This window comes from Mycobacterium sp. SMC-13, assembly GCF_045311035.1.
Taxonomy (GTDB): Bacteria; Actinomycetota; Actinomycetes; order Mycobacteriales; family Mycobacteriaceae; genus Mycobacterium.
This window is the reverse complement of sequence record NZ_JBJIAI010000019.1, coordinates 1-24,726: the sequence shown is the minus strand read 5'-3', so window position 1 is coordinate 24,726 and position 24,726 is coordinate 1. Positions and strand designations below refer to the sequence as shown.

24 protein-coding genes are annotated in these 24,726 nt (G+C 66.8%); 14 read left to right on the top strand and 10 right to left on the bottom strand.

Going from position 1 to position 24,726, the window contains the following annotated elements; translation table 11 throughout:
• The first annotated feature begins 173 nt into the window (after positions 1-173).
• Together ACJH6I_RS23350 and ACJH6I_RS23345 are read left to right on the top strand one after the other, a co-directional pair.
• Positions 174-1,562 carry a histidine phosphatase family protein gene (locus tag ACJH6I_RS23350; protein WP_318985443.1) on the top strand — a complete coding sequence of 463 codons (1,389 nt, stop codon included), beginning with the start codon at positions 174-176 and terminating at the stop codon, positions 1,560-1,562.
• A gap of 97 nt (positions 1,563-1,659) precedes the next feature.
• Positions 1,660-2,577 (top strand): LLM class F420-dependent oxidoreductase, encoded by a 918-nt coding sequence (locus ACJH6I_RS23345; protein WP_318985442.1) that lies wholly within the window; start codon positions 1,660-1,662, stop codon positions 2,575-2,577.
• Positions 2,578-2,641: 64 nt separating this feature from the next.
• On the opposite strand, the gene ACJH6I_RS23340 is transcribed toward ACJH6I_RS23345, so the two are convergent.
• Positions 2,642-3,547: an SDR family oxidoreductase gene (locus ACJH6I_RS23340; protein WP_318985441.1), complete on the bottom strand. Its 906-nt coding sequence runs from the start codon at positions 3,545-3,547 to the stop codon at positions 2,642-2,644.
• Between the two features lie 13 nt (positions 3,548-3,560).
• Entirely contained in the window at positions 3,561-4,325 is a 765-nt protein-coding gene (locus tag ACJH6I_RS23335) for an SDR family oxidoreductase (protein WP_226519803.1), read from the bottom strand.
• A gap of 57 nt (positions 4,326-4,382) precedes the next feature.
• On the opposite strand from ACJH6I_RS23335, the gene echA20 reads away from it, so the two are divergent.
• From echA20 to ACJH6I_RS23305, 6 genes are all read left to right on the top strand, one after another.
• The gene (gene echA20 / locus ACJH6I_RS23330) at positions 4,383-5,138 is read left to right on the top strand and encodes a (7aS)-7a-methyl-1,5-dioxo-2,3,5,6,7,7a-hexahydro-1H-indene-carboxyl-CoA hydrolase (protein ID WP_212807227.1); all 756 of its coding nucleotides are present in this window, start codon (positions 4,383-4,385) and stop codon (positions 5,136-5,138) included.
• A 1-nt stretch (position 5,139) separates the two neighbouring features.
• Complete coding sequence (gene ipdA, locus ACJH6I_RS23325; protein ID WP_212807228.1) at positions 5,140-6,039, top strand: cholesterol ring-cleaving hydrolase subunit IpdA; 900 nt, start codon at positions 5,140-5,142, stop codon at positions 6,037-6,039.
• Positions 6,036-6,785: a cholesterol ring-cleaving hydrolase subunit IpdB gene (ipdB, locus tag ACJH6I_RS23320; RefSeq protein WP_212807229.1), complete on the top strand. Its 750-nt coding sequence runs from the start codon at positions 6,036-6,038 to the stop codon at positions 6,783-6,785. Before ipdA ends, ipdB begins: the two co-directional genes overlap by 4 nt.
• Before the next feature lie 3 nt (positions 6,786-6,788).
• Positions 6,789-7,859, top strand: coding sequence for a (3aS,4S,5R,7aS)-5-hydroxy-7a-methyl-1-oxo-octahydro-1H-indene-4-carboxyl-CoA dehydrogenase (gene ipdC / locus ACJH6I_RS23315; protein ID WP_226519804.1), 1,071 nt, complete (start codon positions 6,789-6,791; stop codon positions 7,857-7,859).
• A 583-nt stretch (positions 7,860-8,442) separates the two neighbouring features.
• Positions 8,443-9,261: a lysophospholipid acyltransferase family protein gene (locus tag ACJH6I_RS23310; RefSeq protein WP_318985440.1), complete on the top strand. Its 819-nt coding sequence runs from the start codon at positions 8,443-8,445 to the stop codon at positions 9,259-9,261.
• A 123-nt stretch (positions 9,262-9,384) separates the two neighbouring features.
• Entirely contained in the window at positions 9,385-10,377 is a 993-nt protein-coding gene (locus tag ACJH6I_RS23305) for an FUSC family protein (protein ID WP_318985439.1), read from the top strand.
• A gap of 60 nt (positions 10,378-10,437) precedes the next feature.
• Here the strand turns inward: ACJH6I_RS23305 and ACJH6I_RS23300 are convergent, their stop codons facing one another.
• Positions 10,438-12,735: an FdhF/YdeP family oxidoreductase gene (locus ACJH6I_RS23300; protein ID WP_212807233.1), complete on the bottom strand. Its 2,298-nt coding sequence runs from the start codon at positions 12,733-12,735 to the stop codon at positions 10,438-10,440.
• Positions 12,736-12,827: 92 nt separating this feature from the next.
• On the opposite strand from ACJH6I_RS23300, the gene ACJH6I_RS23295 reads away from it, so the two are divergent.
• Complete coding sequence (locus ACJH6I_RS23295) at positions 12,828-13,724, top strand: LysR family transcriptional regulator (RefSeq protein WP_318985438.1); 897 nt, start codon at positions 12,828-12,830, stop codon at positions 13,722-13,724.
• Here the strand turns inward: ACJH6I_RS23295 and ACJH6I_RS23290 are convergent.
• The 3 genes from ACJH6I_RS23290 to ACJH6I_RS23280 are packed head-to-tail and all read right to left on the bottom strand — an operon-like array spanning position 13,721 to position 17,049.
• Positions 13,721-14,683: a cation transporter gene (locus tag ACJH6I_RS23290; protein WP_318985437.1), complete on the bottom strand. Its 963-nt coding sequence runs from the start codon at positions 14,681-14,683 to the stop codon at positions 13,721-13,723. The genes ACJH6I_RS23295 and ACJH6I_RS23290 overlap by 4 nt on opposite strands.
• A 20-nt stretch (positions 14,684-14,703) precedes the next feature.
• Positions 14,704-16,236 carry a WS/DGAT/MGAT family O-acyltransferase gene (locus ACJH6I_RS23285; protein ID WP_406784559.1) on the bottom strand — a complete coding sequence of 511 codons (1,533 nt, stop codon included), beginning with the start codon at positions 16,234-16,236 and terminating at the stop codon, positions 14,704-14,706.
• A 30-nt stretch (positions 16,237-16,266) separates the two neighbouring features.
• Positions 16,267-17,049 carry an SDR family NAD(P)-dependent oxidoreductase gene (locus ACJH6I_RS23280; protein ID WP_226519809.1) on the bottom strand — a complete coding sequence of 261 codons (783 nt, stop codon included), beginning with the start codon at positions 17,047-17,049 and terminating at the stop codon, positions 16,267-16,269.
• Between the two features lie 136 nt (positions 17,050-17,185).
• Here ACJH6I_RS23280 and ACJH6I_RS23275 point away from each other — a divergent pair, with 136 nt between their 5' ends.
• Together ACJH6I_RS23275 and ACJH6I_RS23270 are read left to right on the top strand one after the other, a co-directional pair.
• Positions 17,186-17,761, top strand: a complete 576-nt coding sequence (locus tag ACJH6I_RS23275; RefSeq protein ID WP_226519810.1) for a QsdR family transcriptional regulator — start codon at positions 17,186-17,188, stop codon at positions 17,759-17,761.
• Positions 17,762-17,781: 20 nt separating this feature from the next.
• Positions 17,782-18,147 (top strand): hypothetical protein, encoded by a 366-nt coding sequence (locus tag ACJH6I_RS23270; protein WP_226519811.1) that lies wholly within the window; start codon positions 17,782-17,784, stop codon positions 18,145-18,147.
• Positions 18,148-18,149: 2 nt separating this feature from the next.
• On the opposite strand, the gene ACJH6I_RS23265 is transcribed toward ACJH6I_RS23270, so the two are convergent.
• Positions 18,150-19,304 (bottom strand): acetyl-CoA C-acetyltransferase, encoded by a 1,155-nt coding sequence (locus ACJH6I_RS23265; protein WP_406784558.1) that lies wholly within the window; start codon positions 19,302-19,304, stop codon positions 18,150-18,152.
• Between the two features lie 28 nt (positions 19,305-19,332).
• Positions 19,333-19,953, bottom strand: a complete 621-nt coding sequence (gene kstR2, locus ACJH6I_RS23260; protein WP_226519813.1) for a TetR family transcriptional regulator KstR2 — start codon at positions 19,951-19,953, stop codon at positions 19,333-19,335.
• 182 nt (positions 19,954-20,135) lie between these two features.
• Between kstR2 and ACJH6I_RS23255 the strand changes: the two genes are divergently transcribed.
• Together ACJH6I_RS23255 and ACJH6I_RS23250 are read left to right on the top strand one after the other, a co-directional pair.
• Positions 20,136-20,531, top strand: a complete 396-nt coding sequence (locus ACJH6I_RS23255; protein WP_226519814.1) for an STAS domain-containing protein — start codon at positions 20,136-20,138, stop codon at positions 20,529-20,531.
• A gap of 12 nt (positions 20,532-20,543) precedes the next feature.
• Positions 20,544-20,996 (top strand): ATP-binding protein, encoded by a 453-nt coding sequence (locus ACJH6I_RS23250; RefSeq protein WP_406784557.1) that lies wholly within the window; start codon positions 20,544-20,546, stop codon positions 20,994-20,996.
• On the opposite strand, the gene ACJH6I_RS23245 is transcribed toward ACJH6I_RS23250, so the two are convergent.
• Both ACJH6I_RS23245 and ACJH6I_RS23240 read right to left on the bottom strand, forming a co-directional pair.
• A complete protein-coding gene (locus ACJH6I_RS23245; RefSeq protein WP_226519815.1) occupies positions 20,993-21,325 on the bottom strand; it encodes an STAS domain-containing protein in 333 nt (110 codons plus the stop codon). The genes ACJH6I_RS23250 and ACJH6I_RS23245 overlap by 4 nt on opposite strands.
• A complete protein-coding gene (locus tag ACJH6I_RS23240) occupies positions 21,325-23,790 on the bottom strand; it encodes a SpoIIE family protein phosphatase (protein WP_226522273.1) in 2,466 nt (821 codons plus the stop codon). The genes ACJH6I_RS23245 and ACJH6I_RS23240 overlap by 1 nt, the downstream gene beginning before the upstream one ends.
• A 219-nt stretch (positions 23,791-24,009) precedes the next feature.
• On the opposite strand from ACJH6I_RS23240, the gene ACJH6I_RS23235 reads away from it, so the two are divergent.
• On the top strand, positions 24,010-24,579 hold the full coding sequence (locus ACJH6I_RS23235; protein ID WP_346416074.1) for a hypothetical protein: 570 nt from the start codon (positions 24,010-24,012) through the stop codon (positions 24,577-24,579).
• Positions 24,580-24,726 lie beyond the last annotated feature (147 nt).

The window sequence follows — 24,726 nt, the reverse complement described above, 5'->3', positions numbered from 1 at the left end:
CTCCCCTGGACGCCCGTTGTCCAGGGGAGTTTTTCGTGGGCGGTGAACCGATCAGGCCCGGCGATCGCGCCAGCAAAGTTCTTCAGTTAATTGACGGAACGGACTAGACAGATTCATAGATGTGTACATAGTGTGGCCCTGCACACATCCAGGGCAACACTATGGAGCCGTCTATGTCATCAATGTTCCGTCGGGGGCTGTCGCACAGCCGGACATTCAAACGCGGAGCACGAGGCGCGGCCGTCCTGGTCGCGGCCGTGTTCATGTTCCTCACCTCGGCCTTCTCGGCCTGGGCCGCAACCAACATCACCATCACGTTCGTCCGGCACGGCGAATCGGCGGGCAACGCCTCGGGCCTCATCGACACCAAGATTCCGGGCCCCGACCTGACGGCGACGGGCCAGACACAGGCCCAGACCGTCGCCGGCGTCCTCGCCAACGACGGCCTGGCGCACGACGCCATCTTCGCCTCGGACATGGTGCGCACCCAGCAGACCGCCGCGCCGTACGCCACCGCGACCGGCATGCCGGTGACGGTGCTCAGCGGTCTCCATGAAGTGCAGGCCGGCATCTTCGAAGGCCAGTCGCAGGACTCCGGCTTCGCCCGCATCCTCTACGCGCTGATCCCGCTGTCGTGGGCCACCGGCAACCTCCTGATGCCGATGCCCGGTTCGCCCGACGCCAACGGCATGGTCTTCCAGGACCGATTCAACGGCGCGGTCGACGACATCTACAACAGCGGCGCACAGAACCCGGTGGCCTTCGCGCACGGCATGTCGATCATGGCGTGGACGCTGATGAACGTCGAGAACCCCGACCTCACGCTGATGCTGAAGCACCCGCTGGGCAACACCGAGATCGTCACCGTGACCGGCAACCCCGAAGACGGCTGGACCCTGGAGAACTGGGGCGGTATCGCCGTCACGCAGAACCCGGCGCTGCCCACCAAGCTGTTCGTCAACGTCCGCGACGCCGTCAAGGTGCCGCAGATGGCGCTCTACAACGTGGCGAAGGCGCTGCGGACCGGCAACATCTCCAACATCGCCAACGCCATTCGCGACGGCGTGTTCGATACCGCCAAGGCCGTCGTGAACCTCCCCGTCAACATGGTCAAGAGCGTCGTGAAGTCCGTCCAGACCGGCACCGTCTTCAAGGCGGCACCGCCGCCTTCGTCGGTGCAGGCCGTCACCCCGAATGCGGCCGCGGCCAAGGAATCCGACAGCACCGACAAGCCTGCGGTGACGCCGACGCTCGCCAAGCAGGTCTCCGCCCTGAAGCCGGCCACCACTGGCGCCAAGGACAAGACCGTCAAGACCACCAAGGTCGACGACACCCCGGCCGACACCACCAAGGCTGACGACGTCAAGGCCGGCGACACCAAGGCCGACGACGCGACCGCGGGCGGCACCAAAGCCGACGACAAGGGCACCGAAGGTCAGGGCACCAAGGTCAAGAAGGACAAGTCGAAGAAGGACAAGTCCGACAAGGCCGACAAGCCGAAGGCTGAAAAGCCGAAGAAGCAGAAGAAGGACAAGGCCACCAAGGCCGAGGCCGCCAAGTAGCAACAGCAAAGAGGCTCCCCCAGAACGAGTTTCGTTCTGGGGGAGTTTTTCTTTCCGAGACGGAATGAGTGGCTCGGCCGCGGTCGTTGTCGTTGATATGCCAACCGGAGTTGTGCTGGACCCCGACCGTAGTTCCCCCAATCATGTCGCTGCCGCGATCGATCAGGCCCGCCGCGCCTACAACGCCGGCGTGGGCCAGGTGTGGATCGCCCAGCAGTTCGACCACGACGCCATCTCGCTCGCCGGATACGTCGGCGCCGCGGTACCCGGCCTTGCCGTCGGCACCTTCGTCGTACCGATCAATCCGCGCCACCCGCTGACGCTCGCCTCGCAGGCCCTGACCGCCCAAGCGGCCACCGGCGGGAACTTCAGCCTCGGCCTGGGTTTGGGAGCGCACGGCCCCGAACAGGTGGCTTTCGGCACCGCATGGCCCAACACCATCGGCCGGCTGCGCGAACACCTGCAGGTGCTCCGGTCGATCATCGACACCGGCACCGTCGACTTCCACGGCGACGAATTCACCGCCGCCCCAGAGTTTCCGGTGACGGTCGCCGGCGGCACGCCCCTGCCGGTCTACGTCGCGGCCATGGGACCCAAGGCATTACGTGTGACAGGAGAATTGGCGGACGGCACGCTGCCCTATCTGGCCGGGCCGCGCACCATCGAGGAATTCATCGTGCCGACCATCTCCGAAGCGGCCAGCGCAGCCGGAAGGCCCGCGCCCAAAGTGATTGCCGCGGTACCCGTCCTGGTGACCGACGACGTCGACGAAGGCCGGACCACCGCCGCGGAGGCCCTCGAGTTCTACGCGACCATCCCGTCGTACGCGAAGGTGATCGAACGCGAAGGCGTCGACTCGGTCATCGATCTCGCGGCCGTCGGTACTGCCGCGCAGGTGTCGACTCAACTCCGCCGCTACTTCGCGGCAGGGGCGACCGATGTCGTGCTCAGTCCCCTCGTCCGCACGGGCATCGCAGCGCTCGAACCGATCTGGGATGTCGCCGCCGCGCTGTGAAGCAGACCAAAAAAGCGTCCCCGCAACATGATTGGTTGCGGGGACGCTTCAGCAATCGTGGCGGTTACGAGCCGTAGACCGGCACCGCGGGACGTGCCTTGGCCAGCAGATCCGCGACGACGGGGCCCAGCTCGGCCGGGTCCCACTTGGCACCCTTGTCGATCTCAGGGCCGTGCGCCCAGCCCTCGGCGATGCGAATCTTGCCGCCTTCGAGCTCGAACACCTTGCCCGTGACGTCACGCGACTCGACACTGCCCAGCCACACCACCAAGGGCGAGATGTTTTCGGGCGCCATGGCATCGAAGGCCTGGTCCTGAGTGGCCATCATGTCGGCGAAGACCGTCTCGGTCATGCGGGTCCGGGCCGACGGCGCGATGGCGTTGGCGGTGACGCCGTAGCGACCCATCTCGGTCGCGGCGACCAGCGTGAGTGCCGCGATGCCGGCCTTGGAGGCGCTGTAGGTGGCCTGGCCGACGCTGCCCTGCAGGCCGGCGCCCGAGCTGGTGTTGATGATGCGGGCATCGACGGTCTCGCCGGCCTTGGACTTGGCCCGCCAGTACGCGGCGGCGTGCTTCATGGTGGCGAAATGCCCCTTGAGGTGCACCGCGGTGACGGCGTCGAATTCGTCTTCGGTGGCGTTGGCGAGCATGCGGTCGCGGACGATGCCGGCGTTGTTCACCAGCACATCGAGCGTGCCGTACGTGTCGACGGCCTGCTGGATCAGGGCCTCGGCCTCCGCCCAGTTCGCGACGTTCGAGCCGTTGGCGACGGCCTCGCCGCCGGCGGCGACGATCTCGTCGACCACGTTCTGTGCGGCGCTGCCGCCACCGGCGGGCGAACCATCCAGGCCGACACCGATGTCGTTGACCACGACGCGGGCACCTTCCGCGGCGAACGCGAGCGCGTGCTCACGCCCGATTCCGCCACCGGCACCCGTCACGATGACCACGCGGCCGTCGAGCAATCCCATTTGATCTCTCCCTTTACTTGTTGGCGCTTGACGCTTCGAGGTAGTGCGGCGGCTCGCCGCCGCCGTGGACCTGCAGGGACGCGCCGCTGACGTACGACGCGGCCTCGGAGGCCAAAAATGCTGCGGCCCAGCCGATGTCGGTGGGCTTGGCCAGCCGCTTCAGCGGCACCGTCGCGGCCACGGCGGCGACCGACTCGGCGTCGCCGTAGAACAGCTCGGACTGCTCGGTCTCGACCATGCCGACGATGACGGAATTCACCCGGACCTTGGGCGACCATTCGACGGCGAGCGTCGTGGTCAGGCTGTCGATGCCGGCCTTGGCGGCACCGTACGCACCGGTGCCCGGAGTTGGTCGGTGGGCGCTGACGCTGGAGATGTTGACGATCACGCCGCCGGCGTCCTGCTGCTGCATCACCGCGTTGGCGTGCGTCGAAACCAGCAGCGGCGCAATCAGGTTGAGCTCGATGATCTTGGTGCTGAACTTGGCCGACGCGTCGGCGGCCAGCGCGAACGGCGAGCCACCGGCGTTGTTGACGACGACGTCCAGCCGGCCGTGCTTGGCGACGATGGCGTCGATCATGGCCTTGACCGCCGCGTCGTCACGAACGTCGCAGGCGTGGAACTCGTAGGGCAAGCCCTCGACCTCGCGCCGCGCGCAGGTGATCACGGTGGCGCCCTGCTCGGCGAACACCGCGCTGATGCCGGCGCCGACGCCGCGCACACCGCCGGTGACCAGCACCACGCGACCGGCCAATTGCAGATTGATTCCAGCAGTCACTGTGCTAGCGTACCAAGCAAGTGCTTGCTTAGGTACCCGTCCCCCAGGAAGTGACTGATGACCATCACCACCAAGACAGTCGAACCGGGCATCGTCTCGGTCACCGTGAACTACCCCCCGGTCAACGCCATCCCGTCGGCCGGTTGGTTCGAGCTGGCCGACCAGATCACCGCCGCCGGGCGCGACAAGAGCACCCACGTGGTGATCCTGCGGGCCGAGGGGCGCGGCTTCAACGCCGGCGTCGACATCAAGGAAATGCAGAACACCGAGGGCTTCGGCGCGCTGATCGACGCCAACCGCGGCTGCTACGAGGCGTTCCGCGCGGTGTACGAATGCCAGGTCCCGGTCGTCGCGGCCGTCAACGGCTTCTGCGTCGGTGGCGGCATCGGCCTGGTCGGCAACGCCGACGTCATCGTCGCGTCCGACGATGCGAAGTTCGGTCTCCCCGAGGTCGAGCGCGGCGCCCTGGGCGCGGCGACCCACCTGTCGCGCCTGGTCCCCCAGCACATGATGCGCCGGCTGTTCTTCACCGCCGCGACCGTGCCCGCCTCGACGCTGCAGCACTTCGGTTCGGTGCACGAGGTCGTCCCGCGCGAAGAACTCGACGAGGCCGCGCTGCGCGTCGCCCGCGACATCGCGAGCAAGGACACCCGCGTCATCCGCGCCGCCAAGGAGGCACTGAACTTCATCGACGTGCAGCCCGTCAACGCGCGCTACCGCATGGAGCAGGGCTTCACCTTCGAACTGAATCTGTCCGGCGTGTCCGACGAGCACCGCGACGAGTTCGCGGGGACCAACAAGGGGTCGAAATAATATGGCAGACAAGACAACAACTCTCGATGCGGCCGTAGCCGAGATCGAAAGCGGCATGACCATCGGCATCGGTGGCTGGGGTTCGCGCCGCAAGCCGATGGCGTTCGTGCGGGCGCTGCTGCGCACCGACGTGACCGACCTGACCGTCGTCACCTACGGCGGCCCGGATCTCGGATTGCTCTGTGCCGCAGGCAAGGTCAAGCGCGTCTACTACGGCTTCGTGTCGCTGGACTCGCCGCCGTTCTATGACCCGTGGTTCGCGCGCCGCCGCACCGAAGGCGCCATCGAGGCCCGCGAGATGGACGAGGGCATGCTGCGCTGTGGCCTGCAGGCTGCCGCACAACGTCTTCCGTTCCTGCCGATCCGTGCCGGCCTGGGCAGCGACGTCCGCGCCTTCTGGGGTGACGAACTCAAGACCGTCACCTCGCCGTACGAGACCGACGGTGCCCACGAGGAACTCATCGCCATGCCGGCGCTGAACCTCGACGCCGCCTTCGTGCACATGAACCTCGGTGACGTGAAGGGCAATGCCGCCTACACCGGCATCGATCCCTACTTCGACGACCTGTTCCTGATGTCGGCCAAGCGCCGCCACCTGTCGGTCGAGAAGATCGTCTCCACCGAAGAACTGGTGAAATCGGTTGTGCCGCAGCAGCAGATCATCAACCGCATGATGGTCGACACCGTGGTCGAGGCCCCCAATGGCGCCCACTTCACCACCAACGAGCCCGACTACCGGCGCGACGAGAAGTTCCAGCGCCACTACGCCGAGGCCGCCGGCTCGGACGAGACGTGGGCCGAGTTCGTGAAGACCTACCTGTCCGGAACCGAGGCCGACTACCAGGCCGCGGTCCGTAAGTTCGCCGAGGCCCAAGCAGCCCAGAAGGAGGCCGCCAAGTGAGTGACGCAACCCGCGCCGAGGTCTGTGCCGTCGCCTGTGCCGAATTGTTCCGTGACGCAGGGGAAATCATGGCCAGTCCCATGACGACCGTCGTGCAGATCGGCGCCCGCCTGGCCCGGCTGACCTTCTCCCCCGACATCGTGATCACCGACGGTGAGGCCCGCATGCTGGCCGACACCCCGGCGATCGGCGCCCCGTTCGCCGTCGAGGGCTGGATGCCGTTCAACCGCGTCTTCGAGACGCTGGCCTGGGGCCGTCGCCATGTGGTCATGGGCGCCAACCAGATCGACCGCTACGGCAACCAGAACCTGTCGGCCTTCGGCCCGATCCAGCAGCCGACGCGCCAGATGTTCGGTGTCCGCGGCGCGCCCGGCAACAGCATCAACCACGCCACGAGCTACTTCGTGGGTAACCACACCAAGCGCGTGTTCGCCGAGTCCGTCGACATCGTCTCCGGAATCGGCTGGGACAAGGTCGATCCGGCCAACCCGGCATACCGCTTCCTGAACGTATACCAGGTGGTCTCCAACCTGGGTGTGTTCGACTTCAACGGACCCGAGCACCAGATGCGCGCCGTGTCGCTGCACCCGGGTGTGACGGCCGACGAGGTCGCCGACAACACCTCGTTCGAGGTGCACGGCCTCGACGCCGCCGGCGAGACCCGCCTGCCGACCGCCGAGGAACTGCAGCTGCTGCGTGAGGTCATCGACCCGAAGTCGTTGCGGGACAAAGAGGTCAAGGCCTAAGTCATGGGCAAGCTCAGGACACCGCTGACCGAACTGGTCGGCATCGAGTACCCGGTCGTGCAGACCGGCATGGGCTGGGTGGCCGGCGCGCGACTGGTCGCGGCCACCTCCAACGCCGGCGGGCTCGGCATTCTGGCGTCGGCGACGATGACGCTGGAAGAGCTGCAGACCGCCGTCACCAAGGTCAGGGCGGCCACCGACAAGCCCTTCGGCATCAACATGCGTGCCGACGCCGGCGATGCGGATGCCCGCTGCGACCTCCTGATCCGCGAAGGAGTCAAAGTCGCCTCCTTCGCCCTGGCCCCCAAGCCCGAGCTGATCGCCAAGCTGAAAGATGCGGGCGTCGTGGTGATCCCGTCGGTCGGCCTGGCCAAGCACGCCAAGAAGGTGGCGAGCTGGGGTGCCGACGCGGTGATCGTGCAGGGCGGCGAAGGCGGTGGCCACACCGGCCCGATCGCCACCACGCTGCTGCTGCCGTCGGTGCTCGACGCCGTCAAGGACACCGGTATGCCGGTGATCGCCGCGGGCGGTTTCTTCGACGGTCGTGGCCTGGCGGCCGCGCTGTCCTACGGCGCCGCCGGCGTCGCGATGGGCACGCGGTTCCTGCTGACCTCGGACTCGACCGTGCCGGACGCCGTCAAGCAGCGCTACCTGGAAGCCGCACTGGACGGCACCGTGGTGTCGACCCGCGTCGACGGCATGCCGCACCGGGTGCTGCGCACGGGTCTGGTCGAGAAGCTCGAAAGTGGTTCTCCGGTGCGCGGTTTCGTCGCCGCAGTCGGCAACGCGCAGAAGTTCAAGAAGATGTCGGGCATGACCTGGCGGTCGATGATCAAGGACGGCCTGGCCATGCGCCACGGCAAGGACCTGACCTGGTCACAGGTCGTCATGGCCGCCAACACCCCGATGCTGCTGAAAGCCGGTCTGGTGGAAGGCAACACCGAGGCGGGCGTGCTGGCCTCGGGCCAGGTGGCCGGCATCATCGACAGTCTGCCGTCGTGCGCCGAGCTGGTGCCGCGGATCGCCGACGAGGCCATCGCCCACCTGCAGGCTGCGACGAGCTACATCGTCTAACTACTGCACGACCAGTCGTAAGCCCCCAGATCTTTGTGGATTTGGGGGCTTACGCCTGTGCGCGGCAGCGAGGTTCGCGTCGAGGGTGCGTACAGATCGTCAGGTCCACTCTTGAGACGCGCTGGCGGCACAGTCGCGAGCCTCTGCCTGCTCGGCACTCGACAAGCAAATGCCTAGTGGCGTCGAGCGTGCGCTCACGCAGACAAAGTTCGAGTAGCGAGGATCCTGGGCGCACGATCAACGCGAGCAGCAACATTCGCCCGGCCTGTCAACCCGGGCCGTGGACGTTGGCTTCTCGCGACAACATATCGCCGGATCCGTGCCGAATCTTCGGCTGCCGGGGATGTCGAAACCCCTCCCCGAGCTCCGTAGCGTAGCCATCGACCCCAGCGGCAAGGTTCCTACCTGCTATAACAGGCTCGACAAACCGCACCAGAGAGGTAACCGGTCGAATGACTGCCATCGGTGGTGTGGCCTACATCGTCGTCACCTTGCTCCCCGTTCTGACCCTTGCCGCGATCAACGCCATAGTCCGCGCGATCGGTAGGCGCCGCGGACGGCCAGACCCCGCAAACGAGGACTCATGACCACGCTGACCGCCGCCCCGCCCGCCGTCCCCAACCCGACGTTCATGCGGTACGTCCAGAACCCGATCTGGAACTTCCTGTGCGACCACTACTTCCGGCTCGAGATCGACGGCTGGCACAAGGTGCCCTACGAGCCGTCGCTGCTGATCGGCATCCACTCCGGCGGCTCCCTGACCATGGACGCCTGGACCCTGGTGCACTCCTGGTACCGGCATTTCGACGGGCAGCGCATCCTGCACGGCACCGCGCACGACGTGCTGATGGGTGCCCCCGGCCTCGGTGACTACTTCCGTGCCGTCGGCGTCATACCCGCGTCGCGCGACGGGGTGACCAACGCGCTGGCTGCGGGCCGCGACGTCGTGGTGTGGCCGGGCGGTGAGCTCGACGCGATGCGCGCCTGGCGCGACCGCGACAAGGCGATCCTTGCCGGCCGCAAAGGCTTTGTGAAGCAGGCGATCCGGTCCGGTGTGCCGATCGTCCCCGTGGCCACCATCGGTGGGCACGACACCGTCTTCGTGCTGAACGAAGGCAAGTTCCTGGCCAAGTGGAGCGGCCTCGGAAAGCGGTTGCGCGGCGCCAACATGCCGATCATCGCCGGCTTCCCGTTCCCGCTGGCCGTCGAGGTGCTGCCGATGCACCTGCCGCTGCCCGCGAAAATCCGCACCGAGCTGCTCGACCCCATCTACGTCGACACCGACCCGGAGCGCGCGAACGATGCCGCCTACGTCGACAAGGTGTACGACGAGGTGCAGTTCGCCATCCAGTCCGGCATGGACCGGCTGGCCAAGCGCCGCAGCTTCCCTGTGCTGGGCTGACGCAGTGCGGCGGCGTCCTCGATAGGCGCCGCCGATCACGTGCTCGGAACTTCCACTTTGACGGCCGTTCCCCGCTGCGGAAACCTTATTGGGGCTGACATCGTCATCGATCGGAGTGGGCCCATGCGCACCGTCTACCTGCGCGTGCGCCGGGCCATGACCCCACCGACGGAAGACCACCGGCCCGCGTTACGGGTCGCGCTCGGGTTGGCCATCCCGGGTGTCGCGCTGCTGGCCGCGGGACGCCCCGACCTGATCATCTACGCGGTGTTCGGTGCGATCACCGGCATGTACGGCCGCACGGAAAGTCGCGGCCGGCGGTTCGCGCATCAGACCCAGGGTGGCGTGATCCTGGTCCTCGGCGTGGCCATCGGCGTGGCACTCGCCAATTCCCATGTGCCACCGGCGGTCCTGGTCATCGCCGCCGTGGCATTCGCATCCATCGGCTCGGTGGTGACCGACTACCTCGCGCTCAAGCCAGAGGGGCCGTTCTACGGTGTCTTCGCGCTGGGTGCCATTGCCACGGTGCCCGCGGGCCGCGTCGCGCCTTCGTCGGCGATATTGCTCTGTGCCGCAACGGCTTTGTTGTGCGTCCTGCTGGGTGTACTCGACGCGCCGCGAGCCGTGACGCCACCCGCCCGGCTTTCCCTGCCGAACCGGCGCGATGTGCTGATCCACTCCGGCCGCTACGCGCTCGCCATCACCGCCGCCGGTACCGCCGGCCTGGCGCTGGGCGTCGACCACGCCAACTGGGCCATCGCGGCCGCGGCCGGACCGTTGGCGGCCGCCGACGCCAGTGGTCGCATCAGGCGCGGAATCCACCGCCTGGGTGGCACTTTCATCGGCCTGGCCGTGGCGGCCGCACTGCTCGTGCCGGGGCCCAGCGAGTATGTGCTGGCGATCTGCGTCATGGTCCTGTTGTTCCCAACCGAACTGTTCATGGCGCACCACCACGCGGTCGCGCTGGGCTTCTTCACGCCGCTGATCATGCTGATGACCGACCTTGCCGCGCCCACCGAACCGCTGGTGTTGCTGACCGCTCGTGGCATCGACACGATCATCGGCGTCACCGCCGCGATCGCGGTGGCGATGCTGTTGCCGGGTGCCCGCGAGTAGCGCGAACCTGAGCTTGTGTGCCAGTCCCGCGGGGAATCTGGCACACAAGCTCAGGTTCGACTAGGCAGACTTCGTCACCGTCACCTTGACGTTCTTCATGATGGGCTGGTCGCTCTGCGAGCTGAAATCGCCGATGGCACAGAGCACATTCATCTCCGGCATGTAGCCGGCCGCGTTGCCGCGCGGGATGCCGTAGGGCACGGCCTTGTAGCGGCGCAGTGAGCGGACGCTGCCGTCGCGCGCGGTGGCGACGATGTCGACGTCGTCGAACTCCTTGATGCCGCGGTCGGCCATGTCGCGCTCGTTCATGAAGATGAGCGTGCGCAGGTTCTTGATGCCGCGGTACCGGTCGTTGTCGGAGTACACGGTGGTGTTCCACTGGTCGTGCGAGCGCAGCGTCGCCAGGATGAGCGTGCCTTCGCTGACAGTGTCGTCGGGCAGCTCGACGGCCGAGAACTCCGCGCGGCCCGACGGCGTCAGGAAGATCAGTTCCCGTGCGGGCTGCTTGATCCGGAAGCCGAGCGGCAACCGGACCCGGCGGTTGAAGTCCTCGAAACCGTTGAGCACCTTGGCCATCGTGTCGCGGATGCGGTCGTAGTCCTCGACGTACCAGTGCCACGGCGTCTGGCTGTTCGGCAGCGCGGCCGCGGCGATACCGGCGATGATCGCCGGCTCGGACAGCAGGTGCGGTGACGCCGGCTTCTTCATGCCGACCGACAGGTGCACCATGCTCATCGAGTCCTCGACCGACGTGGACTGGATGCCCTCCTTCTGCTGGTCCTTCTCGGTGCGGCCGAGGCACGGCAGGATCAGGGCCTGACGGCCGTGAATCACGTGGCTGCGGTTGAGTTTGGTGCTGACCTGGACGGTGAGGTCGCACTTCTGCAGGCCCTCGAAGGTGTACGCGGTATCCGGTGCGGCACTGGCGAAATTGCCGCCCATACCGATGAACACCTTGACGTCACCGCTGTGCATGCCCTCGATGGTGTGGACGGTGTCGAGCCCGTGCGCACGGGGCGGGTCGATGCCGCAGACCTCGGCCAGCCGGTCCAGGAACTCCTCGGTCGGCCGGTGGTCGATACCGCACGTGCGGTTGCCCTGCACGTTGCTGTGCCCGCGCACCGGCGACGGTCCGGCGCCCTCACGGCCCAGATTGCCTCGCAGCAGAAGCAGATTCACGATTTCCCGGACGCTGTCGACGCCGTGTTCGTGCTGGGTGACGCCGAGGCACCAGCTGATGATGCTGCGGTCCGCGTCGCGGTAAATCTTGGCGGCCCTGCGGATATCGCGCTGCGACACCCCGGACTTGTAGACGATCTCGTCCCACGACGTCGCCTCGACCGCGGCCCGATAGGCCTCGAACCCGGTGGTGTACCGCTCGATGAACTCGATGTCGAGCGCCTTCGGATCCGTTTCTGCTTGTTCCAGAACAGCTTTGGCGATGCCACGGATGAGGGCCATGTCGCCGCCGATCCGGGGCTGCAGGTTCAGCGTGCTCGTCTTGGTGGACTTGAAGGTCGCCATCCGCAGGAAGTCATGCGGGATGATGGTCTTGGTGGCGCCGGCCTCGACCAGCGGGTTGATGTGCACGATCTGCGCGCCGCGGCGATAGGCCTCCGACAGCGCGGTGAGCATGCGGGGCGCATTGGAGGCGGCGTTGACGCCGATGACGAACAGCGCGTCGGCGGTCTCCCAGTCCTCGAGGTCGACGGTGCCCTTGCCGGTGCCGAGGGCCGCCTGCATGGCGCGGCCACTGGCCTCGTGGCACATGTTGGAGCAGTCGGGCAGATTGTTGGTGCCCAGCTCGCGGGCCATCAGTTGATAGAGGAACGTCGCCTCGTTACCGAGCCGGCCCGACGTGTAGTACGACGCCTGGTTCGGGTCGTCGAGTTCCGCCAGCGCCCGGCCGACGAGGTCGAAGGCGTCGCGCCAGCTGATGGGCTTGTAGCGGTCGGTCTCGGCGTCGTACACCATCGGTTCGGTGAGTCGGCCGGTGTCTTCGAGCGCGAAGTCACTCCACCCCGCCAGTTCCGAAACCGTGTGCTGGGCAAAGAACTCCGGCCCGCAGCGCTTGTGCGTCATCTCCCACGTGACGTGCTTGATGCCGTTCTCGCAGATGTCGAGCTTGAGGCCCTTCATGTCGTCGGGCCAGGCGCAGCCCGGGCAGTCGAAGCCACCGTCCTCGTGGTTCATCTTCATGATCGCGTGCGGTCCGCTGATGGGTTCGCGCTCGCGGGCCAGGAACTTCGTGACGCTGATCGCCGCGCCCCAGCCGGCCGCGGGATGGTGGTAGGGATGGAACTCGGGCTCGCCGTGTCCCTCGGTATCGACTCGCTGCTCAATGCTCCGGTCGGTCATGCGATAAGTCTGCTCGGAAACCGACGCCTGAGTCCAAGGGCAATTTCCGTGAGCCTGATAGGCATCGCCTATCGACCGTGGTCGAATAGTCCATGCTGTTTCGCCAGCTCGAATACTTCGTGGCGCTCGCCCGCGAGAAGCACTTCGCGCGCGCCGCTGCCGCCTGCTACGTCTCGCAGCCGGCATTGTCCGAGGCCATCCGCAAGCTCGAGAACGAACTCAAGGTCCCACTGGTGCGGCGCGGGCAGAGCTTCGAGGGCCTCACGCCCGAAGGTGAACGGCTGGTGTTGTGGGCGCGCCGGATCCTGGCCGATCACGATGCCCTCATCCACGAGGTCACCGCGTTGCAGACGGGTCTGACGGGCGAGCTGCGGCTCGGCGTCATCCCGGCCGCGTCGGGCACGGTGGCCCTGCTGACCGATCCGTTCTGCCTCGAACACCCCTTGGTACGAGTGCAATTGGAGAGCAGCCTGCGCTCGGCGGGCATCGTCGAGCGCATCCGCCGCTTCGAACTCGACGCGGGCATCATCTACCCCGACGGCGTCGACACCACAGGCCTGACCGTCACACCGCTCTACGAAGAACGGCAGGTGCTGATCGCGGGCGCCGAACTGCTTGCCAGCCAGCCGAATCCGCTGACCTGGTCCGACGCCCTGGAACTCCCGCTGTGCCTGCTGAACACGGGGATGCGGGGCCGGCAGCTGCTCGACGATGTCCTGGCGGCGCACAGCCTGACGGCCACACCGCGGCTCGAAGCCGACTCGGTGGTGTCCCTGCTGGCGCAGGTCAGCGGTGGCCGCTGGGCGAGCATCGTCCCCCAGACCTGGCTGCACACGTTGCGCCCGCCGGACGGCGTGCGAGTGGTGCCGCTGGAGGAACCTCAGGTGACGGCGACGGTCGCGCTGGTCACCAGCGCTGCCGAACCCGGTTCGGTGCTGGCGCGAGCATTGGTCGCGACGGCGCACCGCGCGCCGATGAAGCCCGACTAGCGATACCACCCGGGAAGCTCGCTGGGCCGCAGATCGGTGGTGTCCCCCGGCCGGGTCAGCGTCAGCACGGCCCGCACGATCTCGGGGCGCGCGGCCAACGCGTCGGCGATGGCGTTGAGCCGTGCGGCGACGTTCGATTCGGCCGCGTCACCGACGAGGTCGACGGCGGCGACGAGGTAGATCCGGTTCGCCCCAACCCATTCCATGTGCAGATAGCTGACCCGCTCGATGTCGTGATGGTCCAGCAGGGCCAGCAGCGCGTTGTTGCGCGCAAGCGGCGTGACCGTCTCCCCCGTCAGGAAATCCATGTTGCGCTCGATGAGGAACAGCGCCACGCCCCCGAGCAGCAGACCGACCAGGATCGAGCCGATGGCGTCCCAGACCGCGTTGCCGGTGAGTTGGTGCGCCAGGATGCCGCACGTCGCGATCACGATGCCGATGAGGGCCGAGAGGTCCTCGGCGAAGACCGCCCGCAGCATGGGGTTCGACGTGACGCGGATATAGCGCAGCGGATGGATCCGCCGTTCGAGAGCTCCGGACTTCGTCTGCGAAAACGCCTGCAGGAAAGACGATCCCTCCAACACGAACGAAACCGCGAGCACCGCATAGGCCCAGCCGTAGGACGTCGCCTCGGCTTCGCCTTTGAGGGACTGGATGCCGTGCCAGATCGACACCACGGCGCCGACGGTGAACAGGCCGAAGGCCGCGAACATCGACCAGATGTAGCCCGCGCGGCCGTAACCCAGCCGATGTTGGGCATCGGCCGGCTTGTCCGACTGGCGGGTGCCGATGAGCAGAAACACCTCGTTACCGGTGTCCGCCCAGGAATGCGCGGACTCGGCGAGCATCGACGCGCTGCCCGTGACGACGGCGGCGACGGTCTTGGCCACCGCGATCAGGGCGTTGGCACCGAGTGCGACGACCACCGTGAGGAAGCTGTGGTCGTCCGATCCACTCATGCCCTGAACACTAGAGCCCGTCAGTAGGCGTCACCGGGTTGCACGATGCGGACCGGTCCACGCCGCGGCGCCGGGGGTTGCGGCTCCTGCACCCATTCGGCGCCACTGGCCGCCATCAGCCGGCCGATCTCATCGATGTGCATGTCGGCCAGGTCCCACACGTCGGGCACCAGCTCGCGGTCGACGATGAAGCCGAAGTCCAGCCGGTCCAGATAGCTCACCACGGTGATGTTCAGTCCCTGTCCTTCGGTGACGATCGACACCGGGAACTGATGGACCAACTGCGCGCCTGCGAAGTACAGCGGCTTGCGCGGACCGGGCACGTTCGAGATCACCAGGTTGAAGGGCGTGGCCGCGATCCGGTGCGCCAGCCCGAAGCGGGACGCCAGCCGCATGGCGGACGTCGACAGCACCGGAGCCGACACCTGCGCCATGTCGCCGAGTTGGCTGGCGGGCACCAGGTCCAGCAGACGCTTGGCGTCGAGCATGGCCTCGCGGCAGCGGGCCACGCGCTCGAGCGGGTCCGCGCAGTCGGTCGGCAGTTCGGGGAAGATCGCGGACACCCGGTTGGTCCACGGGTCCTCCTCGTCGCCGGTACGGATCGACACCGGCACCATGGCGCGCAGCGGGCCGTCGGGCAGCGCGTCGTGGGCCTGCAGGTAGCTGCGCAGGCCGCCGGCGCAGATCGCCATCACGATGTCATTGACCGTGCCGCCGGTCGCGGTCTTGAGTTGTTTGACGTTCTCCAGCGATGCGGTGCGCATGGCGAAGCGGCGGTGACCGGTGATGGGCTTGTTCCACGGCGTCGGCGGCGCCGCCGAGGTGGGTAGCGGAATCTTCGGGCCGTCTTCTTTGCCAAGGCGCGCAATGGCTTTGATGGCCGAACCGGCCTTGCTGGCGGCGCTGCCGATGCTGTCGATGCCGGCCGCGTCGGCGAGCTGGCCGACCAGCCGGGTCTGGAACCGCAATGCCTTGACCGGATGGCCCGCCAGGTTGATGACGGCGCGGCGGAGCAGATCGATATCGCTGGGTAGCGGCTCGGCTTCCCACGCCCGGCCGGGAGCGGGCGGCGTGGCGTTCGGATCGGTGTCGGTCAGGATGTTGAGCATCAACTGCCCGGCGGCGCCGTCGATGGTGGCGTGGTGATACTTCGTCAGCATCGCCCAGTTCCCGTCGTCCAGGCCATCGATGACGTAGACCTCCCACAGCGGCCGGCTCCGGTCCATCGGGCGGCCGACGATGCGCGACACCTGGTCGGCCAGCTGATCGACCATTCCCGGTCGGGCCAAATGGATTTCGCGGATGTGGAAGTCCAGATCGAAGTTCGGGTCGTCCACCCAGTAGGGATGGTCGAGACCCAGCGGCACCTCGACCAGTCGCCGCCGCAGTGGTTCGAGCTCACCGATGAGCGACGCGTACTTGGCGTGCACGGCCGCGTAGGGGTCGAACTCCTCGCTGGGCCGCTCGAAGATCATCAGCCCGGTGACGTGACCGAACGTCGTCGGCGTCTCCAGGTAGAGGAAGGTGGCGTCCATGCCGCTGAGCTGCTTCACGAGTGTTCTTCTCCTTGTTGGGTTTCCAGCTCAGCTGGTGAGCAAGCCACCCTCGACGGGCAGGGTGATACCGGTGACGTAGCTGCTGGCGTCGCTGGCCAGGAAGATCAGTGCGGCGCTGAGTTCCTCTGTGCGCCCGAGCCTTCCGGCCAGGGTCCGGGGCAGGACGGTGGTTTCGAAGTAGCCGTCCGCATACTGATCGGTCATCTCGGAGGCGAAGAATCCCGGCGCCAGGGCGTTGACGCGGATACCCTTGCGGCCCGTCCACTGCTGGGCGAGGTCGCGCGTCAGGCCGATCAGGCCCGCCTTCGATGACGCGTAGGCCGCCTGCGGGAGGCCCGCGGTGGTCAGGCCGAGAATGCTGCTGACGTTGATGATCGAGCTGCCGGGCTGCATGTGGGCGGCACACGCTTGCGCCATCCAGTAACACCCGTTCAGGTTCAGGTCGATGACGGACCGGAACTGCTCGGGCGTTTCGCGCGTCGCCGGGACGGCCGTGCCCACTCCCGCATTGTTCACCAGAACGTCGACCCGTCCGAAGGAATCGACCGCGGCTTGTACGAGGGCCTTGCAGTCGTCCGGATTGGTGACGTCGGTGCGCACGGCGACGGCCCGGCGACCAGCGGCTTCCACCAGCGCCTTGGTCTCCGCCAGCCGGTCTTCGCGGCGCGCACCGAGCACGACGTCGGCGCCGGCCTGCGCCAATGCCTGCGCGAATCCGACGCCGAGGCCGCTCGAGGCGCCGGTGACGACCGCGACGCGGCCATCGAGACGGAAGAGATCAAGGATCGAAGCTGCGTCGCTCTGGGTCACGCGTGCATCATATCCAGATACGTTGCACAGACGAGACTGATCGAGATATATATCACTCAGACATCAGCCGCTACCATGATGCGGAGACGGCGAGATGAACAGGAGGTGTGCCATCAGCGAGACACCGTTGGGTCGCATGCTCGCGTCGACAGACCGGCGCCCCGACCCACTCGAGGCGTTCCGCATCGCGCGCCGCTGGTTCATCGAGGGTCGCCGCATCGAAATGCAGGAACTGGCAACCGAACTCGGCATCAACCGGGCCACACTGTTCCGCTGGGTCGGCGGGCGCGACGAACTGATCGCGGAAATCCTGTGGTCGCTGGCCGAGCCCACACTCCAGGCGTCTATCGACGCGGCACCCGGGCACGGCGCCGCGCACATCGCGCGGGCCGTCGGCCACTTCGCCACCGTGATCGATGAAGCCGGCTTCTTCCAGGCGTTCCTGCGGCGCGAACCCGAACGCGCCCTGCGGATTCTGGCCACCCGCGCCGGGACGTTGCAGGGCCGCCTCGTCGCCGCGATCGAAGAGCTACTCAACGACGAGATCGCGACGGGTCATCTGGACCCGCCGCTGCCCCCGCGCGACCTCGCGTTCCTCATCGTCCGCATCGTGGAGTCGTTCCTCTACGCCGACATCATCACCGGCGAACCGCTGGAGGTCGGCAAGGCCGAGCAGGCCATCGGCGCGCTACTGGGTCACCGACCCACGTAGTTCCCTACCGCCCGGGGCCCATGGGTCCGGGCACAGCCGGCACCGGCGGTGGATTCGGGATCGTCACGCTGGGCGGCGGCACCGTGACGGTGACGGTGCTGGTGCTGGCCCGCGTCGACGGGGTCGTCGGCGGCGTCGACGGACCGACCGGAACTCCCGGGATGATCTCCGTCGAAGTCACCGTCGTGCTCGTGCTGGAGGTGGGCTGCGACGGCGGTGGCGACTCGTCCGAACAGGCGCTTGCACCGAGAGCAGCTGCTGCCACGGACACGACGACGATGGACCTCAACATGATTGCCGAATGCCCGTTCATTCGAACCGGTAAACCCGGACAGACACAAAACTGCCCCTCTCCCGGAGGAAAGGGGCAGTTTCGTCGTGCGTGATATCAGAGGCGCTCGATGATGGTGACGTTTGCGGTGCCGCCGCCCTCGCACATCGTCTGCAGGCCGTAGCGGCCGCCCGTGCGCTCCAGTTCGTTGAGCATGGTGGCGAACAGCTTGGCGCCGGTGGCGCCGAGCGGGTGGCCCAGCGCGATGCCGCCGCCGTTGGGGTTCACCTTCGCCAGGTCGACGTCGAGCTCCTTGGCCCACGCCAGTACGACGGATGCGAACGCCTCGTTGATCTCGACGACGTCGATGTCGTCCATGGTCAGGCCGGTCTTCTCCAGCGCGTACTTGGTCGCGGGGATCGGGCCGGTCAGCATCTTCACCGGGTCGTCGCCGCGGCAGCTGATGTGGTGGATGCGGGCCCGCGGCTTGAGGCCGTGTGCCTTGACCGCCGCCTCGGAGGCCAGCAGCGTTGCCGACGCGCCATCCGAAATCTGGCTGGCCAGCGCGGCGGTCAGCCGGCCGCCCTCGACCAGGACCTTCAGCGAGGCCAGCTTCTCGCGGGTGCTCTCGCGCGGGCCCTCGTCGACCTTGAAGCCGTCGACCGGGATGATCTCGTTGTCGAAGCGGCCCTCACGGATCGCGGTGAACGCCCGCTGGTGGCTGTTGAATGCGAACTCTTCCATGTCTTCGCGGGAGATGTCCCCCTGCTCGGCGATCATCTCGGCGCCACGGAACTGCGAAATCTCCTGGTCGCCATAGCGTTCCACCCAGCGCTTCGACTCGTTGGTCGGCGAGGTGAAGCCGAACTGCTCACCGACGATCATCGCCGAGCTGATCGGAATCTGGCTCATGTTCTGGATGCCGGCGGCCAGGATCAGGTCGGCGGTGCCGGACATGATGGCCTGCGCGCCAAAGGAAATGGCCTGCTGCGAGGAACCACACTGCCGGTCGACGGTGGTGCCGGGCACGCCCTCGTCGTAGCCGGCGGCGAGCCAGGTCAGGCGGCCGATGTTGCCGGCCTGCCCACCGATGGCGTCGACGCAGCCCACGATGACGTCGTCGAACGCGGCGGGGTCGACGTCGTTGCGCGCGAAGATCCCGCGGTACACCTCCACGCCGAGATCGATCGGGTGGTAACCGGAGAGGCCACCACCCTTCTTGCCGACGGCGGTGCGCACAGCGTCGATGACGTACGCCTCAGATGCGGCCATTTCTCATCTCCCTTGTTGTTACTGAAACTTATGTGCTTGCAATGCTTTTGGCAGGTGTGGTGATTCCCCCGAGGACGATCGCGAGGTACTGCGCGCCAACCTGCTGCGCGGTCAGCGGACCGCCGGTCTGATACCAGCGCACCGACACCCAGGTGGTGTCACGGATGAACCGGTAGACCAGGTCCACATCGAGATCGGAGCGAAAAACCCCTTGCTGCACACCCTCGTTGAGGATCTCGATCCACATCTTGCGCTGCTCGCGGTTGCGTTCGTCGACGAAGCCGAACTGCGGCAGCGAGCCGAGCCGCTTGGCCTCGTCCTGGTAGATCACAACCTGCGCGTGCCGGTGCTCGATGGCGTCGAAGGACGCCATGAACAGTCCCTTGAGCCGCTCCATGGGATCAGACTCGGTCGTGATGATCTGCTGGTACTTCTCGAACAGCCAGTCGAGGAAGTCGCGGAGGATCTCCTCGACCATCTGTTCCTTGGATTTGAAGTGGTGATAGAGACTGCCGGACAAGATGCCCGCGGAGTCCGCGATGTCGCGCACCGTGGTGGCCTTGAGCCCGCGCTCGGCGAACATCGCCGCGGCGAGCTCGAGAAGCTCGTCGCGCCTGCTGGCCTGTGGGCTGGGCAATTCAGACACCATCGGGACAGCATAGCAACCAAGCGCTTGTTAGGTCGATATCCGCCCTGCTGGCGGCTCGATTCGCGGGCTCGCCCGCCCCTCGTGGGAGCGTAGACGGCGAACACGGTCTATACGCGACCCCGCCCGCGGTCGATATCATCTTGTCCGCTGCCACTGAAGGCGTTGACCCCTCGGGAGGAGAAATGACCGGTCAATCGAGTCCAGCGGGCGACAACCCGGGCGACCTGGCGCCGCCGGCATGCACCATCGAGCACCATCGCAGCGGGCAGGTCGCCGTGGTGGCGGTGACGGGAACCGTCGACATGCTCACCGCACCGCAGCTTGCCGCAGCGATCCGATCTGCAGCCCAGGACGACAGCCCCGCCGCCCTCCTTGTCGACTTGACCGAGGTGGGTTTCCTGGCCTCCGCCGGCATGGGAGCGCTGGCGGCCGCCAACGAAGAACTGGCGCCCGGTATCCGGTTCGTGCTGGTTGCGGACGGCCCCGCCACCCGCCGCCCCCTCGAGCTCGTCGGAATTGCCGAGATCGTCGAGCTTTTCGCCACCCGCGACGAAGCTCTCGCGGCTGTAGCGACATAAAGCCTTGCGCCAGTGGGTACTGACCAGTCCGACATGATCGATGCACAGCAGCCGGCGACCAGCTTCGCCAAGACCGGTATCGGCGCGGACCCCGCCAACGCCGCGCTGCTCCGCGACGAATTCGCAGCCTGGCTGGCCCGTACCTTCGACCTGGACCCGACCAAGAGGAACGACATCCTCCTGGCCGTCTACGAGGCGATGGCCAACGCGGCCGAGTCCGCGTACAGCGGCGCTCCCGCGCCCGGGGCCATGCACGTTCACGCCGGCTACGACCCCGCCCTGGCGACGCTGACCGTCGAGGTGAGCGACGACGGCGCCTGGCGAGCTCCCGATCCACAACTGCGCGGCGCGGCCCACGGGCGCGGCATTCCCCTGATTCATGCGCTCACCGACCGCGCCGAGATCACGGCCACCCCGACCGGAACCCGGGTGCTCCTGCTTTGGCACCTCGAGGCACCGGGTTAGTCCCGTGCGGACTCCGTCGCCGACGACGCGGGCTCGACCGAAACCAGTTCGGTGAGGCCACTGACCCGGAACACGCCCATCAGATGGGGGTGGGCGATGATCTCGATGCGGTCGGCGCGGCTGAACAACGCGGATATGGCCGTGCTGTCCAGGTACTGCACGGCGCTGAGGTCGACGGTCAACCGCCGGCCGCCGTCGCAGTCCGCGATGGCGGCCGTGAGACCGTCGTCGAACGCCCCGACATTGCTCATGTCGATTTCTCCGGCCACAGCCAGAACGGATGTCCCGTCATTGCTGCGTGTGCTGGTCAGCGTGAGCGCCGTGGACATCAAGTGATCCTCATGGTCAGGTGCACTGTCGTTCCGGCAGTGTTGCGGGTGATGACAAGGTCGTCCATGAGCTCGCGCATGAGTGCGATGCCCCGACCGCGATTGGTACCTACCGCAGCCGGCGCGGACTTCCACCGTCCGCTGTCGGCGACGGCGACCTGAACCTGATCGGCCGACGCCGTTGCGGACAGTCGAATCGTGCCGTCGGAACCGCGGCAATACCCGTGCTCGATGCCGTTGGTGATGGCTTCCCCGGCAGCGACGAGCACGTTCATGGCCTGCTGGGCGTCTATCCCGGCTCGAGAGAGCCAGTCGCGCAAGGTGGTACGAGCTTCGGCCAGATGGGCAGCATCGGCCGGGAACTCCAGTTCCAGGGCGGCCGGCTGGCGGTAGAGCAGGAGAACGACGTCATCCTGATAACCGTCGGGCGGCGCGAGGTTGGCCATCACGTGGTCTGCCAAATCGTCCAGCGTGGACCCTTGGGCGTCGCGAATGAGGCCACCAACAGTGCAAATCCCGTGCTCCAAAGGATGATTGCGACGTTCGACCAGCCCATCGGTGTAGAACGCCAGGGTGGCCCTCGCCGGCACAGTGATCGTCGCTTCGGGACGCTGCCAGTTGTGCCGGAGCCCGAGCGCGATGGTGTGGCCGCCATCGAGTGTTCGCTGCGCACCATCGGGCTCGATCAACACGGGCGGCGGATGCCCGGCACTGGAATAGACCAACTCCCCGGTATCCGGGTTGAGCACCGCGCACACCGCTGTCGTGCACTGGGCACCGGGCAGTCGAGCCGCGAAGCGGTCCAGGCCCGCCAACGCGACAGCGGGGCTGGGATTCTCGAACAGCAGTGCGCGGCAGGCACTGCGAATCTGTCCCATCACCGTGGCGGCGGCCAAACCATGACCGACACAGTCACCCACCACCATCGCAATGCGTCCGTCATCGAGCCTGAAGACGTCGTACCAATCACCGCCCACTTGCAGCGGCCGGCTCGCCGCCTGATAGCGGACCGCGAAACCCTTTGGCAGATCAGCGGGTCCGAGAATGGCATGCTGCAGCGCCAACGCCGTTTCGCGTTGTTGATCGACTCGATGCACGCGCTGCAAACCTTGGCCCAGGCGCCCCGCACGCACCGTCAACAGGGTCTGGTCCTCGAGCGTGAACGGTCGCTCTTCACTGAGCTCGATCCAGACGACAAGCACCCCGTCGGGGTGCTGCAACGCGATACCTGCCGAACCCGGCAGCGCAGCGTTCGGCGTCAAGAAATCCCCGTCGCGCAGTGACACGAGAATCTGACGGGTTTCAGTTGGCAGGTCTGACCACCGGGTGGAGTCACCGGCCGCCAAGATGTGCGGCTCACCGTAGGCGGTCCCCGCCGACGAACTGTAAGTCGGGAAGGTCACCGTCAGCACCCGACGTGCCCGCCACAGCCGGCGCAGTTCCTCCGCCGCGGCAAGCAGCGCTCCGTCGACGGTGTCCGCTTGCGCCAGTTCTCGGTTGAGCGCGTGCTCGCGACCGGCGGCCAGCGCGAGGGCGATGGCCGCGTGGCGGGCAAAGTCGTTGACCAGATCCAGGTAAACCTCGTCGAATGCCGGCTGATGCGGTCGGCGTGCCACCGCGATCACTCCGAGCACCGCATCGTCGGCGATCAGCGGCATGACGATCGCCGACCGTTCACCGACATCGGTGAACCCCTCGATCGGATACTGGAATGAGTCAGTGATCAGCGGCAGCCCCCGACGCGCAACACTTCCTGTCGTAGAGCCGTCCATCGGGACCTGCCGGCCGATCACCTCCGACGAGTACCGCCCCGCCGTAGCGGCGACGACCAAGGTGTCGGCGCCGCTGGTGGGGAGATCGGATTCGTTCGGCACCAGCAGGATCGCCTGCTCGGCGTCGGCCAGCTCGAGTGCGCGGTTCACGATGAGCTGCAGCGGCCTCGTCTGCGGATTACCGGACAGCAGCGCGGCGGTGATCTCGCGACTGGCTTTCATCCATTTGGCGGATTCACGTTCCCGCTCGAAAAGCCTGGCGTTGTCGATAGCGGCTGCCGCGGCCATCGCCAGCGCGCGGACGGCCGCCTCCTGGGACGGCGCGAACACCCGGTCAGGCCGGTCGTCGATCAGGTACAGGCTGCCGAAATCGCTGTCCCGAACGCGGATCGGCAGTCCCAACAGTGCGTGCATCGGCGGGTCGTGCGCCGGCAGCCGGGCAGCCAGCGGATGGGCTTGCAGATCGTCGATACGCAGACCTTCACCGACAGGGAGATCGGCCAGCTCGCGCGCCGTGTCAGCGTCGATGCCCGCGCCGACGAAAACGCCCAGGGTTCCGTCGGCGGCACGGGTCCCGAGTGCCCCGTACTTCGCTTCGGTGAGTTCCAAGGCGGCACTGACGATCCGCCGCAGTGTCACATCCAGATCCAGGTCGGAGCCCACGTCCACGATGAGCCGCACCAGTTGCTCCATGCGGTCCCGGGCGGCCACCAGTTCGTCGAGCTCGGCGTGGACGCGGCCCACAAGCTCGCGCCAACCTTCTCCGCTGAACGCCGCTTCGTCCTTACCGACCACGAGTATCAAGCTATCGGTACCGCGTCGCCGGCAATCCACTTCGGCCCGTCGGCGCGGCCATAGTCTGTCGGCGTGGGGGAAACAGGTTTCGGGATCGCCTTGCTCGGGCTTGTCGCCATGGCCGTCGCCGCGTTCCGTGACGATCCAGCCACGGCCGCCCGCATTTATTGGACCGGTGCGGCGATCACCACGGCGGCGGCAACCCTCATCGGCATCCCGCGCGGCTGGTCAGGAGCGCTCGAGGGGCTTCTCCTCTCCGTGTGCTTGATCCTGTTGTGCACGTACGTCCGGACGCCGTATCTCAAGGTCGGAGGGAAGACCCGAACCCTATTCAGCGCCGAGCCCGAGCCCTACGGCATGAACCTCAGCACGCCGAAGACGTGGTGGCTGCTCGTGGTCGTGGCGATGGTTTTCATATACCCGGTGCTCGCCCTCATCGACGACGGTGTGCGCGATTGGAAATTGGTCGCCTATGTCGCAGGCACGGTCCTCGTCGGCATGCGGTTCGGCTACCTCGACCGACTCCTCGGAAACCCGATTACGGCCGGTCAGTACATCCAGTTCGCTCTGATATCAATCCTGACGGTCGGCGTCTTCCCCGTCGGCTATCTGGCGATGTACTACGGCGGACGGCGCCTAATCGCAAAAAGTGTTGGCTACGGCCAACATTCGCGTCGACGAACATGAGCTTGTGTGCCACGAATCGGCGATTCTTCGCACACAAGCTCAGGTTCGGCGGTCTGTTAGTAGCGGTACGTGAACCGCCCCGAGTTTGATGCACACCTTCTTTCGAGGGAAGGTTGTTCGCATCATGCCGAAGAAGTACGACGAGGA